Genomic DNA, 20223 nt, shown 5'->3' with positions numbered 1-20223 from the left:
CGGGCATGCCCGGCTCTGCTGAATACTGTGGATCAGGAAACGTGCTGCAGGAACTCCTGCAGGCGCTGGCTCGGCGGGTTCGCGATCAGCTCCTGCGGATTGCCGTCTTCGGCGATACGCCCTTTGTCGATGAAGATCAGACGCGAAGCCACCTTCTCGGCAAAGCCGATTTCGTGGGTCACGATGACCATCGTCATCCCTTCTTCGGCCAGATCCTGCATCACCTTCAGCACTTCGTGGCGCAGTTCAGGGTCGAGTGCCGACGTAGGCTCATCAAACAGCATCATCTTCGGCTTCACTGCCAGCGCGCGGGCAATCGCCACGCGCTGCTGTTGACCGCCCGACAGCTCGGACGGATAGTGGTGCGCACGCTCCGCCAGGCCAACCTTCGCCAGCAGATCTTTCGCCAGCGTTTCCGCTGCCGCTTTGTTGGCACCGCGCACGCGCAGCGGGCCGAACATCACGTTTTCCAGCGCCGTCAGGTGCGGGAACAGGTAGAACTGCTGGAACACCATGCCTGCTTCCTGACGGATCAGACGTTCGTCCACCTTCGGGTCGTTGACCTTCAGGCCATCGACAATCAGATCGCCGCTGGTGATCTCTTCCAGCTTGTTGATGCAGCGCAGCAGGGTCGATTTACCGGAGCCGGAAGGCCCGATAATCACCACCACTTCACCTTGGCTGACGTTCAAATCAATATTGTGCAGCACCTGGGTTGGGCCAAAGTGCTTGGAAACGTTTTTAAATTCAATCACAGGATTTTCATCCTTCTTTCAAGACGACGCAGAACAAAGCTCAGAACCAGCGTGATGATCAGGTAAACAACGGCCACCGCACTCCAGATTTCGAGCGCGCGGAAGTTGCCGGCAATGATCTCCTGGCCCTGACGGGTCAGTTCAGCAACGCCGATAACGATGAACAGCGACGTGTCCTTAATGCTGATGATCCACTGATTACCCAGCGGCGGCAGCATGCGGCGCAGCGCCAGCGGCAGAATAACGTGGCGAATGGTTTCGCGACGGGAAAGCCCCAGGGCCAGCCCGGCTTCGCTGAAGCCTTTATGAATCGACAGTACGGCGCCGCGGGTGATTTCCGCAATGTACGCGCCGGAGTTGATCATAATGGTCACGACCGCGGCGCTGAACGGGTCAATGCGCAGATCGTTGAAGGCCATTGGCAGGGCGAAGTAGATGAACATGACCTGTACGACAATTGGCGTACCGCGGATCACTTCGATGAAAACCAGTGCGATGTGGTTTGCAATCCAGCCGCCGTAGGTGCGGGCGAAACCGGCGACAAGGCCGATAATCAACCCGCCAACCAGACCGAGGACCGAAATCCACAGGGTCATTTTGGCGCCTTCAAGCAAGAGAGGAATGGCAGGCCAGATGGCGCTCCAGTCAAACTGCATGATGTATTCCTGTATACCGTGGTGAAAACTAAAATGAGTCAGAGGGCTGACTCAAATTGTAGGCCCGGTAGGCGCAAGCGCCACCGGGCATTACAGTACCTGATAATTCAGGCTGGATTATTTAGGTTCAGTACCGAACCATTTTTTATAGATTTCGTTGTACGTACCGTTCTCTTTCAGGGTTTTCAGCGCGCCGTTCACCTTGTTGCGCAGCTCGTCGCTGCCTTTCGGGAACGCGATGCCGTACTGCTGTGCTTCCAGAGAGTCACCAACCGCTTTGAACTTGCCGTTGCCCGCCGTTTTGATGAAGTACAGGATGTTAGGCGTGTCGTGCAGAACCGCGTCAGCACGGTTAGTACCGAGCTCCATATAGGCGTTGTCGATGTTAGGGAACTGACGCAGATCTTTGGTTTTGATATTTGCTTTTGCATAATCAACGGAACCGGTGCCGCTCTTCACCGCAACCACTTTACCGTCGAGATCTTTCACGCTTTTTACGTCGTTATTATCCGCTTTGACCATCACCAGCAGGCCGCTTTTGTAGTAGCCGTCGGAGAAGTCGATCGCTTTTTTGCGTTCGTCAGTAATGGTGATACCCGCCAGCGCCAGGTCAACGTTTTTGGTCTGCAGTGCCGGGATGATGCCGCTGAAGTCCATCGGCTTCAGGGTGTAATCCAGTTTGAGTTCTTTTGCGACCGCAGCCCACAGATCCACGTCAAAACCAACGTATTTATCACCCTGTTTGAATTCAAACGGAACGAACGCCGTGTCGGTCGCTACAACCAGTTTGTCGGCGGCATGGGATGACACCGCAAAAGCCAGGGTAAGTGCAGCCAGTGAAACTTTTAATACAGACTTCATAGCATTTCCTTTTATATCCACGGGGCGATCCCCTGCGAGAACAAGTTGCACAATGAAAAAAACGTGCCAACTTTACAAGCTCTTGTTTTGCAAAGGGGAGTGCGTCACGCATTGCACAATAATCGTGGCAATGGCGATGTTATGCACCAAACTGGAGCACCGTTTTGGTGCGCATCATTCAGGGCATTTGACGTGGTGCTATTTAGCGCAAATTCAGACGAAAAAACAATCTTCTATTAACGGTTGTGTGAAGTGATTATTACATTTTGTTCACTTTTGCAGGTGTGGAGGCAAAAAGTGTGCACCATAAACGTGCAAAACCCTCGCATGACGCGAGGGTTTGATTTGAAATCCGTATGGATTACTCGATGTTAGACTCAATGAACCACAGGAACTGATCCAGATCGCGAGACGCGGCGGTGAAGATATCAGCGGTATCTTCGTCCTTCGCTTCGCCAATCGCTTTACGTACGTCATTTGCCACAATCGCGTAGCGGTCAGCCAGCTCTTTCAGGTGATCCTGAACGGTATGGATATCCAGCGGGTAGCTTTTCAGTGGCGTTTTGCTGTTGATCACCTGCGTGGTACCCAGGGCAACGCCGCCCAACTGCACGGCACGTTCTGCCATGGTATCCAGATGCGTAACCAGTGCCGTGCGGAATCCGTCCAGCATTTCATGAACGGCAATAAAGTTGGCACCGCGCATATTCCAGTGTGCTTGTTTGGTGATCAGCGAAAGATCGATGAACTGGATCACCTGGCGATTCAGCAACTCAATCGTCGCTTTCTTGTCGCTATCCGATACATCGTTACGGGTATAAAGCAGATTAGACGCTTTCGTTTTCACCAGTTTAGCGGTACTCATAATCTCATATCCTCTTGATGTGTGTGTCCCAGGTAATTACGGAACTAAGTATAGCACCTGATTTTTTCTCTGCGATTTGGCGCTGCCTATCGGTTTAATAGCGAGAAGGACGTTGAGTTTATAAGTGCATGATTAATAGTGATTATTTTAAAATTGATGCAGATCAATCTTAATTTGATATGCATTCCTGGTTTCGGGGGGATATTTCTGCAGTATGACAAAGTATGTCAGAAATTATAATAACGACGGCACCAGACTTTATTCTGCATGACGGTGACGCCATGCAGAATATACGCCATTAATTGACGTCCACGTTATGGACTTTTGGCTCCGGGCGCATGGTAAGCGTCGACCCCATTGACGCGGCGATAATGGAACAGAGCGCCAGCGTCTGGGTAAAGGTGAGGGTTTCGCCGAGGAAAACCATTCCGGAGATGGCCGCCAGCGCGGGTTCCATGCTCATCAGGGTGCCGAAGATTCGCGTGGGCAGACGCGTCAGGGCAATCATTTCCAGCGAATAGGGGAGCGCCGTCGAGAGTACAGCAACCGCCAGCCCAACCGGGAGGATGGACCACTGCCAGATGGACTCCGTGGCCTGCGCCATACCGATCGGGACAAAAATAATGGCGGCTATCAGCGAGCCAAGGGCAACGGTCGCCGGGCCGTGCTCTTCCCCGGCACGCTGCCCGGTGAGGATGTAGACGGCCCAGCAGGCACCCGCGCCCAGCGCCAGCGCTGCACCCGTCAGATCTATCTGCGTTACGTCCTGGCCCAGCGGCAGCAGGAACCAAAGCCCGAGAACGGCTAATATTACCCAGATGAAGTCAACCGGCCGGCGGGAGGAAAAGAGGGCTACCGCCAGCGGCCCCGTGAACTCGAGGGCAACGGCGATCCCAAGGGGGATAGTCTGAATGGAGAGATAGAACATATAGTTCATACCGCCGAGCGCCAGTCCGTAGAACAGGAGAGGCAAGCGCTGCTCTTTTTTGAAACGCAGCCGCCAGGGCTTAAAAATGACGACGAGGATCAGAGTGCCTAACGCGATACGCAACGCCGTAACGCCGGGTGCGCCTACCAGCGGGAAAAGCGATTTCGCCAGCGATGCGCCACTTTGGATAGACATCATCGCTATCAATATTACGACAACCGGCATCCAGACCGACGTCCTGCGGGATAACCCAGGCATCCTTTCTCCTGTCAATTTTGTCAAATGAAGTAAAAAACGCAGTGTAAATGAAATAAGCGGCTACGGTTGAGCTACTGTTGAAAAAAATCCAGGAGAAATCCGTAAAATGGACAGGCACTGGTGGATTTATCATCGAAAAGATTAGGAATAATCTGGATGAATGTAACGGTGAGGTCGCGCAAAATCAGCGTTGAGACGTGAAAAACGGGCGAGATTTGAATAAGATAGCTGATTCTGGAAACGTTCTGTTACAGGAAAGGCTTCATTAGACATCACGAATCTCAAAGAGTTTCACAAGATTTTTTGATATATTTAAAACTTACGGATTTACTTGAAGCACATTTGAGGTGGTTATGAAAAAAATTGCATGTCTTTCAGCACTGGCCGCTGTTCTGGCTGTTTCCGCAGGTACCGCTGTAGCTGCGACTTCTACCGTTACCGGTGGTTACGCACAGAGCGACTATCAGGGCGTAATGAACAAAGCTAACGGTTTCAACCTGAAGTACCGTTATGAGCAGGATAACAACCCGCTGGGCGTGATCGGTTCTTTCACCTACACCGAAAAAGATAATTTCGACAACGGTGCTTATAACAAAGGTCAGTACTACGGTATCACTGCTGGTCCAGCTTACCGTCTGAACGACTGGGCAAGCATCTACGGTGTTGTAGGTGTTGGCTACGGTAAATTCCAGCAGACCGAAAACGAATCTGCTAACCGTACTGCAAGCAACAGCGACTACGGCTTCTCCTACGGCGCAGGTCTGCAGTTCAACCCAATCGAAAACGTTGCTCTGGACTTCTCCTATGAGCAGAGCCGTATCCGCAACGTTGACGTTGGCACCTGGATCGCAGGCGTAGGTTACCGCTTCTAATCACTTCGGTGAGCCAGTAAAAAATCCGCCCAATGTGGCGGATTTTTTTTGGAAGGTAAAAGCAAAACGGCAACCAGAGGTTGCCGTTTTTAGTGTTTGTCCCCTCTCCCCGTGGGAGAGGGCCAGGGTGAGGGCATCAGACCGCACGAGACGGGAGAGATTACTTACTCTTAATATCGAAAATATCCGTACCCAGGTGGTTATAGTCAACTTTCTGTAATTTGAAGTTGGTAATGTAAACTGGAGGAGCTTTCTTGTTTGAGACAAACGGGTAAGCTTTTTTTATCTGCTCCGCAGCAATTCCCGTCCATTGCGAAAAGAACGCCAGAAAATCATTCGCTGACCGGCGCGCTTTAATGATGCGATGGGTTTTATCGTCACTCGACAACACCATGAACGGCACCTGGAAGTTCTGCTGGAACTTATCATCATGCGCCAGGTACTGCACCTCTTTGCCCCGTTCCTTGAACGCCAGCCCGTGGTCGGAAAAATAGACCAGCGAGAAACTGTCGCCGGTATTGCGTAACTGGGTATACAGCTTGCTCAGCAGATCGTCGGTTTGTGTCATGGTGTAGAGATAGCATGACGTCTCTTTCGACTGCACAAACTCGGCGTATTTCCCCCCGGTACGATCGCACGCCTGAGGATGCGAGCCCATCAGGTGCAGAACAATCAGCTGCGGCTGAGTGCGCTGGGTGGCAAAGACCTGCGCCGTCATTTTCAGCAAGGCTTCATCTTTGGTGTTTTTATCGGCTTCAAAATCGCCGTTTTTCAGAAACTGCACCTCGTCCGCGCGCTTCGCAATGCTGGCAATAGCGGTATCGTATTCACCAATCTGGCCCTGGTTTGAGAACCACCACGTCTGGAAGCCCGCGCGGTTAGCGAGCGTAACGAAGTTATCCTGAAACTGCGGCTTACCGTCGACCACGCGATTCAGAGTCAGGCCAAGTGATTTCTGCGTCGAACCGCTGGCCGCCACATAATCGGTAAAAAACGTGCCGTTGACCGAACTGGCAAACGGCGTGTTATCCCAGTGGCCGCCAAACGCGCCCAGCGCATCGCGGCGCGCGCTTTCACCAATCACCACGACATAGGTGTGGTATTTTGGCTTCACGGCCAGCACGTTCCAGGTGTCTTTCATATTGGAAAGCTCGGCCATGCGCGCCTGCTCGTCGAGAACCTCTTTGTTGTTAACCACGACATCTTTGACAAAGCGGAACACCGGGTAGCCCGTGTCTTTCAGCTTAAACACGCCGCCCCAGGCAAGGTTTTGTACCGGCGTAACGAAGAAGGTGACGACGCTGAACGCCAGACACAGGCTTTCAATTCTGCCCCACGCTTTTTTCTCGGCCTGCTTACGACGGACCGCAATCACGCCCAGCGCAAAAATGAAGAGGCCAACCACATAGTTGTACCAGGGGAAGATCGTCAGGATCTCCGTTGACTCTTCCATATTGGTCGAGTGCAGCGCCAGCAGAGTATTGAAGTTTGGCGAACCGTAAGCCTGGCCAAACGGGAAATAGGACGCCGCAACCAGCGAACAGATCCCGATGAGTACTTTCTGAACGCGCGGCGCGCTGTGCCACAGAAGGTGAAGGATACAGGTGAAGGCAACGGCATAAAGCAGGCTAAAGGGATAGCCAAGCGCGAAGTTAATCAGCAGCGATTGCAGAAAGTAGAATCCCGTCCACGGGTTTAAGGCCCGGCTGCGGGTAGCAAGTGTTTCTTTCAGGGTTACGTTCATAGTTCACTATCGTGAAACGCCATGTGCTCACCCTGGCGCCAAGGGTCAAAGCCTGCCTGACAGTGCGTGGAGAGGGAATGAGGGTCCGCTTCAGCGAGCCGCAAATAGTGCAGGGCTGCAAGAAGATAGTGCGAGCGCGAAATAAGGTCAACAGTTGCTAAACAGATGTTTTGCGAAGGGGGCTGCAAATCCGCAAAAAAGATCGGGAATAAGGCGGCCAGAGGCCAGCGTACAGAGGATGTGTGACGGAAAAATGAAGCGGCGTGCCGCGACGCCGCTTAGTGGGATGGCTTGTCGTCCTGATGCGGTTTGTTGTTGAACATATCGCACAGCATATTCAACAGCAGCAAGCGCACTTTAAACGGAGAGTGGGTAAACACGTTCATACACCTCTTGAATTCATTCATATGGCCTCCTGGTTTGAGATCCCTTCGATCCGTGAAGGGTGACTGCATTACATACAGATATAGCACAGGCTATATTGTATAGCTATGGCTAATTCGTTAATTTTTTGTGCTTGTAGAGCTATGGTTTACAATGTTCGCTCTTGATACCGGGCGCTGGAAGCGTCATCCCCACTGAGGAAGTACAATGAACCGTCGCGCAGGTAAGCCAACAACAAAAAAAACGACGCAACTGGTGAATGTTGAAGAGCACGTTGAGGGGTTTCGTCAGGTGCGCGAAGCCCACCGACGGGAGCTGATTGATGACTATGTAGAGCTGATCTCCGATTTGATTCGGGAAGTCGGCGAAGCACGTCAGGTGGATATGGCCGCCCGACTGGGGGTTTCTCAGCCGACGGTTGCCAAAATGTTAAAACGCCTGGCAACCGTCGGCCTGATCGAAATGATCCCCTGGCGCGGCGTGTTTCTGACGGCGGAAGGCGAAAAGCTGGCCCAGGAGAGCCGCGAGCGTCATCAGATCGTTGAAAACTTTTTGCTGGTGTTGGGCGTTAGCCCGGAGATTGCCCGCCGGGATGCCGAGGGGATGGAGCATCACGTCAGCGAAGAGACTCTGGTGAGATTCCGTGAATTTACCCTTAAATACGGACCCGGCGCAGAATGACGCTTCCTGGACTGCAGGCGCTGGCCCGCGATCGCTTCTTTCATCTCTTATTACTCATCGGCGCTGGATTAAGTTTTTTTGTGCCGTTTACCCCGCATACCTGGCCTGCTGCCATCGACTGGCGCACCATCATCACCCTGAGCGGCTTAATGATGCTCACCAAAGGGGTAGAGCTGAGCGGCTATTTCGACGTGCTGGGCCGCAAGATGGTCCGCCGCTTTGCGACCGAGCGCAGGCTGTCGCTGTTCATGGTCTTTTCTGCGGCGGTGCTGTCGACCTTTCTGACTAACGATGTGGCGCTGTTTATTATCGTGCCGCTGACGCTTACGCTGCGTAAGCTTTGCGAAATTCCGGTGACTCGCCTCATTATTTTTGAAGCGCTGGCGGTTAACGCGGGTTCACTGTTAACCCCTATCGGTAACCCGCAAAACATCCTGCTATGGGGACGCTCGGGGCTGTCGTTTGCCGCCTTTACCTGGCAGATGGCGCCGCTGGCGCTGGTGATGATGATATCCCTGCTTGCGGTCTGCTGGTTTGCTTTCCCGGATAAAAAGCTGCAGTACCATAGTGGAACAGCGGGTCCGCAGTGGCAGCCCCGGCTGGTCTGGAGCTGTCTGGCGCTGTACATCGTGTTCCTGATTGCGCTGGAAATGAAGCTTGAGCTGACGGGCGTGCTGCTGGTCGCCGCCGGGTTCCTGGTGCTGGCAAGACGCGTGCTGGTGAGCGTGGACTGGACGCTGCTGCTGGTTTTTATGGCGATGTTTATCGATGTGCATCTGCTTATTCAGCTGCCTGCGCTGCAAAACGTCCTGCACGGCGTGAGCGGACTGTCTCAGCCGGGGCTATGGCTGACGGCCATTGGGCTTTCGCAGGTTATCAGCAACGTGCCCTCTACCATCCTGCTGCTCAACTATGTTCCCCCTGACGCGCTGCTCGCCTGGGCGGTGAATATCGGCGGCTTTGGGCTGCTGCCCGGCTCGCTGGCGAACCTGATTGCCCTGCGCATGGCCAACGATCGCCGCATCTGGTGGCGCTTCCATTTATGGTCGATCCCGATGCTCGCCTGGGCCGCCGCGATCGGATTCGGACTATTCCTTCTCATATAGTGCGCTATTTGTCAGTTTATCCTGGCAAATGTATAGCAACGTCCTAGCTTTAGTGAACGGCATAGTGTGATGCCGCTCACTGACAGGACCGTTGCTGAACTATGGCTGAAGATCAATCCCCGCCTGCTGACGAGCAGGAAAACAACAATAACGCGCGCAAGCGTCCGGGCAAAAAACCGTTAATTATCCTCGGCATCGTCGTGGTGGTAATGGTCGTCGTGGCGTTAGTCTGGTGGTTTTTAACCCGTAACGAAGAGACGACCGACGACGCCTTTACCGACGGCGACGTGGTGACCATTGCTCCCAAAGCGGCAGGCTATGTGACCGAGCTGCGCGTGCGTGACAACCAGCGCGTGAAGAAGGGCGACCTGCTGGTGGTTATCGATCCCCGCGATAACGCTGCCCAGCGCGATCAGGCCCAGGCCCAGCTGGGGCTGGCGGTTGCTCAGCTCCACCAGGCGCAGGCGCAGCTGGCGCTCTCGAAGGTGCAATACCCCGCCCAGCGTGACGAAGCCAAAGCGCAGGTGCTAAAAGCCCAGGCCGATATGGCTAACGCGCAGGCCGAGTACCGCCGCCAGCGCGGCGTCGACCCGCGCGCGACTACGCAGCAAAGTATCGATTCCGCCAATGCCCAGCTGCGCAGCGCCCAGGCCGGTCTGGCCAGCGCGCAGGCGCAGCTTGAGATGGCGGAGCAGGTTCAGCTGCAGATCCGCCAGCAGGAGACGAACGTCGAAGCCCGCGAACGGCAGGTCGATCAGGCTAAAGCCCAGCTCGAAACCGCGAACCTGAACCTCTCTTATACCGAAGTTCGTGCCCCGTTCGACGGCTTTGTCACCAAACGCAACGTCCAGCCCGGCACGCTGGTGCAGGCGGGATCGGCGCTGTTCTCGCTAGTTTCCCCGAACGTGTGGGTCGTGGCGAACTTTAAAGAGTCGCAGCTTGAACGCATGAAGCCGGGCAACAAGGTGACGGTATCCGTGGATGCCTGGCCGGATATGGAGCTTGAAGGCCATATCGACAGCATCCAGCAGGGCAGCGGCTCGCGCTTCTCCGCGTTCCCGTCGGAAAACGCCACCGGCAACTTTGTCAAAATCGTTCAGCGCGTGCCGGTGAAAATCGTGATTGATAAAGGTCTGGACCCGAACAGGCCGCTGCCGCTGGGGCTGTCGGTTGAACCGAAGGTCACGCTCGAATGACGAACCACAGCCACGACAGCTGGAAGCCTGCCAGCAACCCGTGGGCGGTGGCGATCGTGGTGACGCTGGCGGTGTTTATGGAAATACTGGACACCACCATCGTCAACGTGGCGCTTCCGCACGTGGCGGGATCGCTCACGGCCAGCTACGACGAATCCACCTGGGTACTGACCAGCTACCTGGTGGCGAACGGCATCGTATTGCCTATCTCCGCCTTCCTGAGCCGCCTGTTTGGCCGCAAGCAGTTCTTCCTGATCTGCATCGTGATGTTCACCATCTGCTCGTTCCTGTGCGGCATCGCCACCGAGCTGTGGCAGATCATCCTGTTTCGCGTGATGCAGGGCTTCTTCGGCGGCGGGCTGCAGCCCACGCAGCAGTCGGTGCTGCTCGATTACTTCAAGCCCGAAGACAGGGGCAAAGCCTTTGGCCTCTCGTCGATTGCCATTATCGTTGCGCCGGTCCTCGGGCCAACCCTGGGCGGCTGGATCACCGATAACTACTCCTGGCGCTGGGTGTTTTTCATCAACATTCCCGTGGGGATTGTGACGGTGCTGGCGATCTACCAGCTGCTGGAAGATCCGCCGTGGGAGAGCAAATCTAAAGAGAAGCTCTCCGTCGACTGGACGGGGATTGGTTTTATCGCCCTCGGTCTGGGCTGCCTGCAGGTGATGCTTGACCGCGGGGAAGACGAGGACTGGTTTAACTCTGACTTTACCCGCATCTTCGCCGTGTTGACGCTTATCGGCATTGTCGGCGCCATTTACTGGCTGCTGTACGCCAAAAAGCCGGTGGTGGATCTGCACTGCATGAAGGATCGGAACTTCGCCATTTCCAGCCTGTTAATGGCAGGGATGGCGATGATCCTCTACGGCAGCTCGGTGGTGATCCCCCAGCTGGCGCAGCAGGATTTAGGCTATACCGCCACCTGGTCCGGGCTGGTGCTTTCGCCCGGGGCGGTGCTGATTGTGCTGACCATTCCGCTGGTGCTGAAGCTGATGCCGGTGGTGCAGACGCGCTGGATCATCGCCTTTGGCTTTACCTGCCTGGCGGTGTCGTTCTTCTGGTCGCGCACGCTGACGCCGGATATCGACTTCGAAACGCTGGTGCTGTTCCGCAGCGCGCAGTCGATTGGGCTGGGGTTCCTGTTCGTGCCGCTGACCACCATTGCCTTTATCTCGATACCGAGGCGGCTCAATGCCGACGCGGCGGCGCTGTTTACCATGTTCCGCAACGTGGCCGGGTCGATTGGGATTTCGCTCTCGACGGCGGCCATCACCGAGCGATCGCAGGCGCACAGCGCCCATCTGGCCTACCACGCCTCGCCGTTTAACGAGCAGTTCCAGCTGGCGATACGCGAGAGCGCCCAGGCGATCCAGAACTTTACCACCCAGGTGGGCGACCCTACCGGCATCGCCACCGGGCGCATGTACCAGACGATGATCGAGCAGTCGCGCTTCCTGGCCTACATCGACGTGTTCACCCTTCTGAGCGCGGTGGCCTTTTTACTGATTCCGTTTTGTTTGTTGCTCTCGCCGGTTAAGAGCGAGGGGAGTGCAGGAGCACACTGATGATACACAGACGTTTACACCCCCTGATGATAATGATGCTGCTGGTGGGCTGCGCCGTGGGGCCGGACTATCAGCAGCCCGCCCCACCGGCCGTCACGCACTGGAACGACAGGGGCGACGGCGAGGTGAAGTCGAAAACCACCTCCGGCGCGACCAACCCGCGCTGGTGGAAAACCTTCGGCTCGCCGCAGCTCGATAGCCTGGTGGAGCGCGCCATCGCCGGGAATTTGTCCCTGCAGCAAACGGTGCTGCGCATCGCCGGGGCGCGAGAGCAGATTAACCAGGCGGGCGGGGCATTTTTCCCGTCGGTGAACGGCAATCTGCAGGCGACGCGCCAGCAGCTCGGGCTGGAAGGGGAGCTAAAATCCCACGGCGTTTACGACCAGCTGGATAACGTCGATCCGCAGCTGCGGGGCGCGCTTGGGCCGCTGACGCAGCCGATAAACCTCTACCAGGGCAGCTTCGACGCCCAGTGGGAAATCGACCTGTGGGGCAAGGTGCGCCGTCAGGTGGAGGCCGCAGAAGCGCAGCAGAAGGCGGCGATAGAGCAGCGTAACGACGCGCTGGTGTCGCTGGAGGCGGAAGTAGCGCGCGCGTGGCTGCAGCTGCGCGGGGCGCAGAGCATTATCGCCACCCTGAATACCCAGATTGAAAGCGCGCAGCAGACGCTGGATCTCACGGAAAGCCGCCAGCGCGGCGGGCTGTCCCCTCAGATGGACGTGGAAAACGCCCGGGCGCAGCTGGGCAATCTTGAAGCGCAGCTCCCGCAGTATCAGGCGCAGGAGCGGCAGGCGATGAACGGCCTGGCGATCCTGCTCGGCAAGCCGCCGGGCGCGCTGGATGCAGAATTGCAATCCGCGCAGCCGATGCCCGCGCTGCCGGATATCGTGCAAACGGGCATTCCGTCGACGCTGGCGCGCCGTCGTCCGGACGTGCGCGAGGCCGAGGCGAACCTTCATGCCGCCACGGCGCAGATTGGCGTATCGGTGGCGGAGCTGTTCCCGAGCTTTACGCTTTCCGGGCAGTTCGGCCTGCGCAACAGCGAGTCGAACTGGCTGACCGACTGGAGCAGCCATTTCTACAGCTTCGGCCCGCAGGTCTCCATTCCCATCTTCCAGGGCGGCCGTCTGGTCTCCAGCGTCAAGGTGGCGCGCGCGCAGCAGGGCGCGGCGGTGCTGGACTATCGCCAGACGGTGCTGACGGCGCTCGGTGATGTGGAAAACGCGCTGGTGAGCTATCGCACCGACCAGCAGCGTGAAGCGGGCCTCGCGAAGACCATCGATGCGCTGCAAAACGCCTTTGACCTGGCGAGCGATAGCTACCGACAGGGGATCGCCAGCTTTATCGACGTGCTGGACGCCCAGCGTCAGCTGGCGCAGGCTCAGCAGCAGCGCGCGCAGGCGCAGGTGCAAAGTGCGCTCGATCTGGTGGCGCTGTACAAGGCGCTCGGCGGCGGCTGGGAGCCGTATCAGCAGGTACAGCTGCCGGACTACAAGGTCTTTGGGGAAGCCCCGCGCGGGTAATCTGCTAACGGCGATGACTCTGGCCGGATCCGCACAGCGAATCCGGCCTTTTTATTGGGCGAGAACTTAATATTTTGACCGGAAAAATTTAAGCATTTTTTAGCCAACATCAGCTTTATGGCTGGCACCATAATTCCGTTCTTACTTACTTAAGGGAACTAAGAATGAGTTGGAATAAAGATGTTGCTGTTTCACACCTCCGGTCACACGCTCTTGGTCGTTCGCATAACGAATGCGCGACTTTTACCAGAGAGGCTATAGCGGCAGGCGGCATTCGACTGGAGAGAACGCTAAACGCAAAAGATTACGGGCCAGCATTGCTGCGTGCGGGATTTCGTGAAGTCCCGCCGGGTTCAACCTTATTGAGCGGTGATGTCGCAGTGATCCAACCCTATCCGGGAGGAAACGCCAGTGGACATATGACAATGTATGATGGGACGCAATGGATCTCCGATTTCCGACAGCGCAGCATGTACCCTGGCCCAGGGTATCGCGCGGCTCAACCGACTTTCAAAACATACAGGATGAATTGATGCGAGCCGCAATGGTGTTATGCGCATGTTTGCTCTCAGCTTGCGCAGTTAAGCCGGATCAGAGCGCGCCGACGCGAGTACATTCTTTTTACGCCACGTATCTGATGTCTCTTACAAGTAGCGACAATGAATATACGCCGTCTGACCTGCGCGAATATGTCTCTGCTGACACGATCAAGAGACTGAATGATATAGACTCGATACCCGAACAAGACCTGCTGGGATCGGATTACTTTGCTTATGCGCAGGACTATGATCCATCCTGGGTGTCGGCGCTACATGTCGGTCCAGCCAAATCGTTTATGGGGGGTGAGGTTATGCCCGTATGGATTGGGAGAGAAAACGGTGGAAAAGTAGAGCTGCAGGTATTCGTTCGTCGTGAGGCTGGCGCATGGAAGATATACAGGGTTCGTGATGTCACCGACAACTATGAGCACCCCATATTCAATGCCGGAGCAATTGCCCAGGCAAAAGTTGCGGCCCAAAGCGGGCTTTAAACATTGAACAGGAACGTAGCCTCGGCAACAGCCGGGGCTTTTTATTTCTATCAACCTCACAAAAAACGATCCTCCTCTTTGATCGAAATTTCATCTTCGCCTATATGACTAGTCATGAAATTTAAATGACTAGTCATATAGGGAGCGACCATGAACAAATCATTGCCAGCCAACTTTTTATGGGGCAACTCGGTGTCCAGCATGCAGACGGAAGGGGCCTGGAACGAGGGGGGAAAAGGGATGTCGGTGTATGACATTCGCGAAGCCGGGGAAAACATCTCCGACTGGAAAGTGGCGACCGACTCCTACCACCGCTACCGGGAAGATTTCGACCTGATGCAGGATCTCGGCATGAATTGCTACCGCTTCCAGATCTCCTGGAGCCGCGTCTGCCCGCAGGGCGACGGCGAGTTTAATGACGAAGGCATCGCGTTTTACGACCGCTTTATCGACGATCTCATCGCCCGCGGCATTGAGCCGATGGTCTGCCTGTACCATTTCGATATGCCGCTGGCGCTGGCGCAGGAGTACAACGGCTTCAACGACCGCCGCGTGATGGACGCCTTTATTCGCTACGGCAAAAAGATGATCGACTGCTTTGGCGACCGCGTGAAGTACTGGCTGACCTTCAACGAGCAGAACATCTTCCATATGCCGGAAGCCTTCCGCATTTCGGGCTACATGAAAGGCGAGAAAACCCTGCGCGAACTGTACGAGCTGCAGCACCATACGATGGTGGCGCACATGGCGCTGACCGAATACCTGCACCAGACCAAACCGGGCCAGCTGATGGGCGGAATGCTGGCGCACCAGCTGATCTACCCGGCCACCTGCAAACCGCGCGATATCTTCTGCGCCCAGCAGTACGACGAATTCCTTAATCAGAACCTGCTGCGCGTCTTTGCCGGCCAGGGCTACAGCCCGGCGGTGATGGCGGTGGTTGAACAGGAAGGCTTTGGCGATATCTACCGCGCCGAAGATCTTGCCCTGCTTGCGCGCACCAAAAACGATTACATGGCCTTCAGCTATTACGCCAGCAAAACGCTGGACAGCGATGCCATCCCTGAAGGCACGCCGGTGAACGATTACCTGCTGCACGGCGAGAAAAACAACCCGTACCTGAAAGCTACCGAGTGGAACTGGCAGATCGATCCGCTGGGCTTCCGCACCATCATCACCCGCTACGCCAACGACTGGCGTCTGCCGGTATTCCCGATTGAAAACGGCATCGGGGTGATTGAGTCCTGGGACGGCGTGAACCCGATAGAGGATACCTACCGCATTGACTATCATCGGGCGCACATTGATGCCATGAAACAGGCGATGTTCGAGGACGGAGCGGAGGTGATCGGCTATCTCGGCTGGGGGTTGATCGACATTCTTAGCTCACAGGGCGACATGCGTAAGCGCTACGGCGTGGTCTATGTCAACCGTGAAAACCACGACCTGAAAGACCTGAAGCGCGTGCCGAAGAAAAGCTACGCGTGGTTAAAACAGGTTATCCATACCAACGGACGCGAGATGTAAGCCGTACGCTGCCGGGCCGTTTTTGTGACTGATTGATGGGAACTATCCGCTATGTCTGAAGCAAAAATAACACCGCACATGCAGTCCTTCGTCGATAAATTTGTTGAGTTTTCAGCGCGCCTGGCTAATCAGGTGCACCTTCGCTCCCTGCGCGACGCCTTTGCGACGGTGATGCCGATTTTCATCCTCGCCGGTCTGGCGGTGCTGGTGAACAACGTGGTGTTTCCGTGGATTTTTGAGGGCGACACGCTTGCACAGTTTAAGGTGTGGGGCGAGGCGATTATCAACGGCACGCTGAACATCGCCGCGCTCCTGCTGGCGCCGATGATTGCCTGGTCGCTGGCGCGCAACAAAGATTTCGACAATCCGGTCTCGGCAGTGGTTATCGCCGTGAGCAGTTTTATCATCATGATGCCGATGCGCCTGCAGCTCACGCCCGTCGGCGGTGAGGCTACGGTGAACGTCACGCAGGTGCTGACGTTTGCCAATATCGGCTCCACCGGCATTTTTGCCGGCGTGCTGATTGGCCTCCTTTCCACGGAACTGTTTATCGCCATTTCGCGCCTGAAGGCGCTGCACATTTCGCTTGGGGAAAACGTGCCCCCGGCGGTCAGCAAATCCTTTACCGCGCTGATCCCGACTATCCTCACGCTCTCTCTGTTTGCGGTACTGGCGGCCGTGCTGGCAAACGTGCTGCACACGGATCTGATCCATCTTATTACAACCTTTATCCAGCAGCCGCTGCGGCTGATCAACACCAGCCTGCCGGGGACGATTTTCATCTACAGCTTCGGTAACTTCCTGTTCACGCTCGGTATTCACCAGTCGGTGGTGAACAGCGTGGTGCTGGAACCGTTCCTGCTGATCAACACCAACGAGAACATGCTGGCCTTTGCCAACGGCCAGCCGATCCCGCATATCATCAACAACATCTTTGTGCCGACGTTCGGCATGGTGGGGGGCACCGGCAGCACGATCTCGTTGCTCATTGCCATCTTTATCTTCTCGCGGCAAAAATCGGCAAAACAGGTGGCGCGCCTGTCGCTGGCGCCTGGCCTGTTCAACATCAACGAGCCGGTGATTTTTGGCCTGCCGATTGTCTTTAACCTGCCGCTGATGATCCCGTTTGTGCTGCTGCCCGCCATCGGCATTTACGTCGCCTGGCTTTGCACCACGCTGGGGTTGATGTCGCGCTGCGTGGTGATGATCCCCTGGACAACGCCGCCGATCCTGAGCGCATGGCTGGCAACGGCGGGGGACTGGCGCGCGGTGGTCGTGCAGTTGGCAATCATTGTTTTTGGTGTATTCTTCTACCTGCCTTTCCTCAAGATTGCCGAGCGAGTGGCGTTGAAAAACAGCGGGATAGAAAACTAATCATAAGGGAAGGACGATGGCGGCGAAGTACATCACCATAGCGCGGGAAATTAAAAAACGCATCATCACCCAGCAGTACGCCGCCAATGAACCGCTGCCGGACCAGTTTGCGCTGGCGGCGGAGTTCAGCACCAGTCGGATGACCATTCAGCAGGCCATGCGCCAGCTGATTGTCGAAGGGCTGGTCTATACCCGTCAGGGGCAGGGCACGTTTATACGCAAAAACTTCCTGCAGCTTTCGCAGTGGGATCTCTCCGGCAGCGACTACTTTGGCGCTACTAAAACCTGGGAGCATCTTGGCAAGGTAACCAGCCAGGTGGTGCATTTTGAACTGCGCTTCCCTAACGAGAAAGAGCAGGCATCGCTGATGATCAACGCCGATGCGCCCATCTATGACTTTATCCGTTTGCGCCTGTTAAACGGCGAGCCGATGTCGCTGGATTCAACGGTCATGCCGCTGAACCTGGTGCCGGGCCTGAATAAAACGCATCTTGAAAGCTCGGTGTTCAGGTACGTGCAGGAGACGCTGGGGCTGAAAATCATGGGCTCTTATCGGGTCGTGCGAGCGCTAAAGCCGAATGCGCTGGACATGCAGCATCTGGTATGCGAAGAAAGCGATCCGGTGCTGGAGGTGGAGCAGGTGATTTATCTGGAAGATGGCACACCGCTGGAGTATGCCCACTGTCACTACCGTTACGACCACGGGGGGATTGTGATCGTCAATAACGGCTAGTCAGGCGCAGGTTTCGAAATAGCTGTCGGTGTCTTTGATATAAAGATCGTTCTGACACAGGTGCTGAATCTGCCCCGGCTTAAACGTGAAGCGAATTTTCTGTAGCAGAGAGCGCTTTATTTTGCTGGTATTAGCGCGAGATAAGCCGTAGTCATGAATGATTTCATGAACATAGCGAATGCTCTGGGCCGACACATAGACAGGCGTTTTCGTTAACTGAATTAATTTGCTGATCCAAATGTCGTCCGCGCGCGGACAAACCTTCAGAAAATCCTCATTGAAGTGAAAATATTCCGGGATCATCTTTTTCTTAAGCACCACGCCGCCAAGGCCGGTGATGATGTAATCCTGTTCGACCACCTTCGGTGCGGTGATGAGCGGGAAATTGCGGTAAGTATCAAGAAGTTCTTTTTTCTTCTTTACCGTTTTACGCACGCGGGCAGCAACCACATATTCCTGATTATGGCGATAAAAATCATCCAGCAGGGTTTCCGCCCACACTTCGTTATAAATGGCATCATCGTCAGCGTAGATCAGGATATCGTCTTCTGCCGCAGCCTGCAGTGCCGGGAATAACTTGCGGTAAGGGCCGGTATTTTTGACCCATTTAAAAACCAGGTTGGTGCCGGTCAGTCGAATTTTCTCAACCCATTCCGGCTCTTCAGTGATGCCTTCATCGCTGAGGTAAGGCGTGCTGGATACCCACACAACAATTTGATCGACCTTTTTACTCTGATTCGCAAGTGACCACACTGTTTGCGAACAGAGATAAAGGCGTGATTTTGTTGTTGTTAAGTTAATGCTGATCATCGAACTATGCGGCTCCAGGAAGATTGAAAATCTCGATAAATACAGAAAAAACTGATTTTTCGAGATTGCGCATCATAACACTTAGTCAAAATGATGTAACCCCGCCCGCATAGCAGAAAATGGCTGGAGTCGGATTAATAGCAATTTATGCATTTAGGCACAGAAAGGGTGTGGCTTTAAAAAAAAAGACCCCGACAGGTCGGGGTCTCATGATTTAACGCTATTTGTGTCGCGATCAGTTCAGGCGCACCGGCATACCCGAGCGGTTCTGAACGGCCTGATCGACAACGGTGGTTTCAACGTCAGCCTGCGAAGTCACAGCCTGCACTGCGCTGGTCAGGGTGACTGGAACGATTTCATTGTTGTTGATCTGGTCTTCGCTGGTGGACAGCGGGTTGTGCACTTCGATGTAGCGGCTACCGTCTGGTTCAGAGGTCGCTTTCACCGGTTCGTTGATGAACTGGACGCGCGTACCGACCGGCACGTTATCGAACAGGAACTTGATGTCTTCGTTACGCAGACGTACGCAGCCGTGGCTTACGCGCAGGCCGATACCGAAGTTGGCGTTGGTACCGTGGATGGCGTACAGACGGCCAATGTACAGCGCGTACAGGCCCATTGGGTTGTCCGGGCCTGCTGGCACAACGGCTGGCAGCGGTTCGCCCGCCGCGATGTATTCCGCGTGCATTTTGGCGGTAGGGGTCCAGGTTGGGCCCGCTTTCTTACGCTCAACCTTGGTGGTCCAGTTCAGCGGGGTGTCTTTGCCCAGCTGGCCGATGCCGATTGGCAGCACGATCACGGTATTGGTGCCTTTCGGGTAGTAATACAGACGCATTTCGGCGCTGTTGATCACGATACCTTCATGGACGGTGTCCGGCAGGATCAGCTGCTGTGGAATGTTGAGCACGGTACCGGCTTTTGGCAGGTACGGGTCAACGCCCGGGTTGGCTTCCAGCATGTTGGACAGGCCGAGCTGATACTGCGCAGCAAAATATTCCAGCGGCTGGGAGTTGCCTTCCGGCACGATCACCACTTGGTTTTGACCCACCAGACGGCTTCCGTCTGTCGGCAGGGGATACGTCACCGCTGAAGCGGTCTTACAAAAACCTACTACGGCTAACGCTGCCGCAAAAAGCGTTGTTAATTTCATGTTCATGTTTTGCGAGGTATCTAAGCCATTCAGGCGATGAGTTGATAAGTCTGAATCTGTGATGGGAGCGCATTATATGTGCATTCCCGCTAACAGGGAATTCAGATGTGTACGAAATCACACTTTTTTCGCTTTTGTTAAATTTTAGTGCATTACTGCAACACGGGATCTCAATTCGGAATTGTGGCATAATGCCGTGTTT

At 55.2% G+C, this 20223-nt stretch carries 20 protein-coding genes; 11 read left to right on the top strand and 9 right to left on the bottom strand.

The annotated features are described in order from the left end of the window. Positions 1–32: 32 nt before the first annotated feature. The 5 genes from glnQ to rhtA all read right to left on the bottom strand — a co-directional run bounded on the left by glnQ (position 33) and on the right by rhtA (position 4323). Positions 33–755, bottom strand: coding sequence for a glutamine ABC transporter ATP-binding protein GlnQ (gene glnQ / locus E0L20_RS04795; protein ID WP_131632964.1), 723 nt, complete (start codon positions 753–755; stop codon positions 33–35). Continuing rightward, positions 752–1411, bottom strand: coding sequence for a glutamine ABC transporter permease GlnP (gene glnP / locus E0L20_RS04790; protein WP_010428919.1), 660 nt, complete (start codon positions 1409–1411; stop codon positions 752–754). The genes glnQ and glnP overlap by 4 nt, the downstream gene beginning before the upstream one ends. 117 nt (positions 1412–1528) lie before the next feature. Then, on the bottom strand, positions 1529–2272 hold the full coding sequence (gene glnH / locus E0L20_RS04785) for a glutamine ABC transporter substrate-binding protein GlnH (protein WP_131632963.1): 744 nt from the start codon (positions 2270–2272) through the stop codon (positions 1529–1531). A gap of 361 nt (positions 2273–2633) precedes the next feature. Then, positions 2634–3137: a DNA starvation/stationary phase protection protein Dps gene (gene dps / locus E0L20_RS04775; RefSeq protein WP_010428924.1), complete on the bottom strand. Its 504-nt coding sequence runs from the start codon at positions 3135–3137 to the stop codon at positions 2634–2636. Positions 3138–3435: 298 nt separating this feature from the next. Continuing rightward, the gene (gene rhtA, locus E0L20_RS04770) at positions 3436–4323 is read right to left on the bottom strand and encodes a threonine/homoserine exporter RhtA (protein WP_131632962.1); all 888 of its coding nucleotides are present in this window, start codon (positions 4321–4323) and stop codon (positions 3436–3438) included. Between the two features lie 353 nt (positions 4324–4676). Here rhtA and ompX point away from each other — a divergent pair, with 353 nt between their 5' ends. Next, on the top strand, positions 4677–5195 hold the full coding sequence (ompX, locus tag E0L20_RS04765; protein WP_131632961.1) for an outer membrane protein OmpX: 519 nt from the start codon (positions 4677–4679) through the stop codon (positions 5193–5195). A 160-nt stretch (positions 5196–5355) separates the two neighbouring features. On the opposite strand, the gene E0L20_RS04760 is transcribed toward ompX, so the two are convergent. Further along, positions 5356–6939 (bottom strand): phosphoethanolamine transferase, encoded by a 1584-nt coding sequence (locus E0L20_RS04760; RefSeq protein ID WP_131632960.1) that lies wholly within the window; start codon positions 6937–6939, stop codon positions 5356–5358. Positions 6940–7217: 278 nt separating this feature from the next. Next, on the bottom strand, positions 7218–7346 hold the full coding sequence (gene mntS, locus E0L20_RS04755; RefSeq protein WP_131632959.1) for a manganase accumulation protein MntS: 129 nt from the start codon (positions 7344–7346) through the stop codon (positions 7218–7220). Between the two features lie 184 nt (positions 7347–7530). On the opposite strand from mntS, the gene mntR reads away from it, so the two are divergent. The 10 genes from mntR (at position 7531) to E0L20_RS04705 (ending at position 18061) form a co-directional block, all read left to right on the top strand. Further along, the gene (gene mntR / locus E0L20_RS04750; protein WP_131632958.1) at positions 7531–8004 is read left to right on the top strand and encodes a manganese-binding transcriptional regulator MntR; all 474 of its coding nucleotides are present in this window, start codon (positions 7531–7533) and stop codon (positions 8002–8004) included. After that, complete coding sequence (locus E0L20_RS04745) at positions 8001–9110, top strand: anion transporter (protein WP_131632957.1); 1110 nt, start codon at positions 8001–8003, stop codon at positions 9108–9110. The genes mntR and E0L20_RS04745 overlap by 4 nt, the downstream gene beginning before the upstream one ends. Positions 9111–9211: 101 nt before the next feature. Further along, positions 9212–10306: an HlyD family secretion protein gene (locus E0L20_RS04740; protein ID WP_131632956.1), complete on the top strand. Its 1095-nt coding sequence runs from the start codon at positions 9212–9214 to the stop codon at positions 10304–10306. Continuing rightward, positions 10303–11874, top strand: a complete 1572-nt coding sequence (locus E0L20_RS04735; RefSeq protein ID WP_131632955.1) for a DHA2 family efflux MFS transporter permease subunit — start codon at positions 10303–10305, stop codon at positions 11872–11874. The genes E0L20_RS04740 and E0L20_RS04735 overlap by 4 nt, the downstream gene beginning before the upstream one ends. After that, positions 11874–13397, top strand: a complete 1524-nt coding sequence (locus E0L20_RS04730) for an efflux transporter outer membrane subunit (protein ID WP_131632954.1) — start codon at positions 11874–11876, stop codon at positions 13395–13397. Before E0L20_RS04735 ends, E0L20_RS04730 begins: the two co-directional genes overlap by 1 nt. A 164-nt stretch (positions 13398–13561) precedes the next feature. Continuing rightward, a complete protein-coding gene (locus tag E0L20_RS24020) occupies positions 13562–13930 on the top strand; it encodes an NlpC/P60 family protein (RefSeq protein WP_131632953.1) in 369 nt (122 codons plus the stop codon). Next, positions 13930–14427, top strand: a complete 498-nt coding sequence (locus tag E0L20_RS04720) for a YqhG/Tai3 family protein (RefSeq protein WP_131632952.1) — start codon at positions 13930–13932, stop codon at positions 14425–14427. Before E0L20_RS24020 ends, E0L20_RS04720 begins: the two co-directional genes overlap by 1 nt. Before the next feature lie 150 nt (positions 14428–14577). Further along, the gene (locus tag E0L20_RS04715) at positions 14578–15954 is read left to right on the top strand and encodes a glycoside hydrolase family 1 protein (RefSeq protein ID WP_131632951.1); all 1377 of its coding nucleotides are present in this window, start codon (positions 14578–14580) and stop codon (positions 15952–15954) included. 51 nt (positions 15955–16005) lie between these two features. After that, positions 16006–17328, top strand: coding sequence for a PTS sugar transporter subunit IIC (locus tag E0L20_RS04710; protein WP_131632950.1), 1323 nt, complete (start codon positions 16006–16008; stop codon positions 17326–17328). 16 nt (positions 17329–17344) lie between these two features. Then, positions 17345–18061 (top strand): GntR family transcriptional regulator, encoded by a 717-nt coding sequence (locus E0L20_RS04705; RefSeq protein WP_131632949.1) that lies wholly within the window; start codon positions 17345–17347, stop codon positions 18059–18061. Here E0L20_RS04705 and E0L20_RS04700 read toward each other — a convergent pair whose 3' ends face one another. Beyond that, positions 18062–18769 carry a hypothetical protein gene (locus tag E0L20_RS04700; RefSeq protein WP_242673386.1) on the bottom strand — a complete coding sequence of 236 codons (708 nt, stop codon included), beginning with the start codon at positions 18767–18769 and terminating at the stop codon, positions 18062–18064. Positions 18770–19106: 337 nt separating this feature from the next. Beyond that, complete coding sequence (ldtB, locus tag E0L20_RS04695; RefSeq protein ID WP_131632947.1) at positions 19107–20027, bottom strand: L,D-transpeptidase; 921 nt, start codon at positions 20025–20027, stop codon at positions 19107–19109. Positions 20028–20223 lie beyond the last annotated feature (196 nt).

This window comes from Enterobacter wuhouensis (assembly GCF_004331265.1).
Lineage (GTDB): Bacteria > Pseudomonadota > Gammaproteobacteria > Enterobacterales > Enterobacteriaceae > Enterobacter > Enterobacter wuhouensis.
Note: the sequence above shows the minus strand (reverse complement) of the source record. Positions and strands in the feature narration are given on the sequence as shown.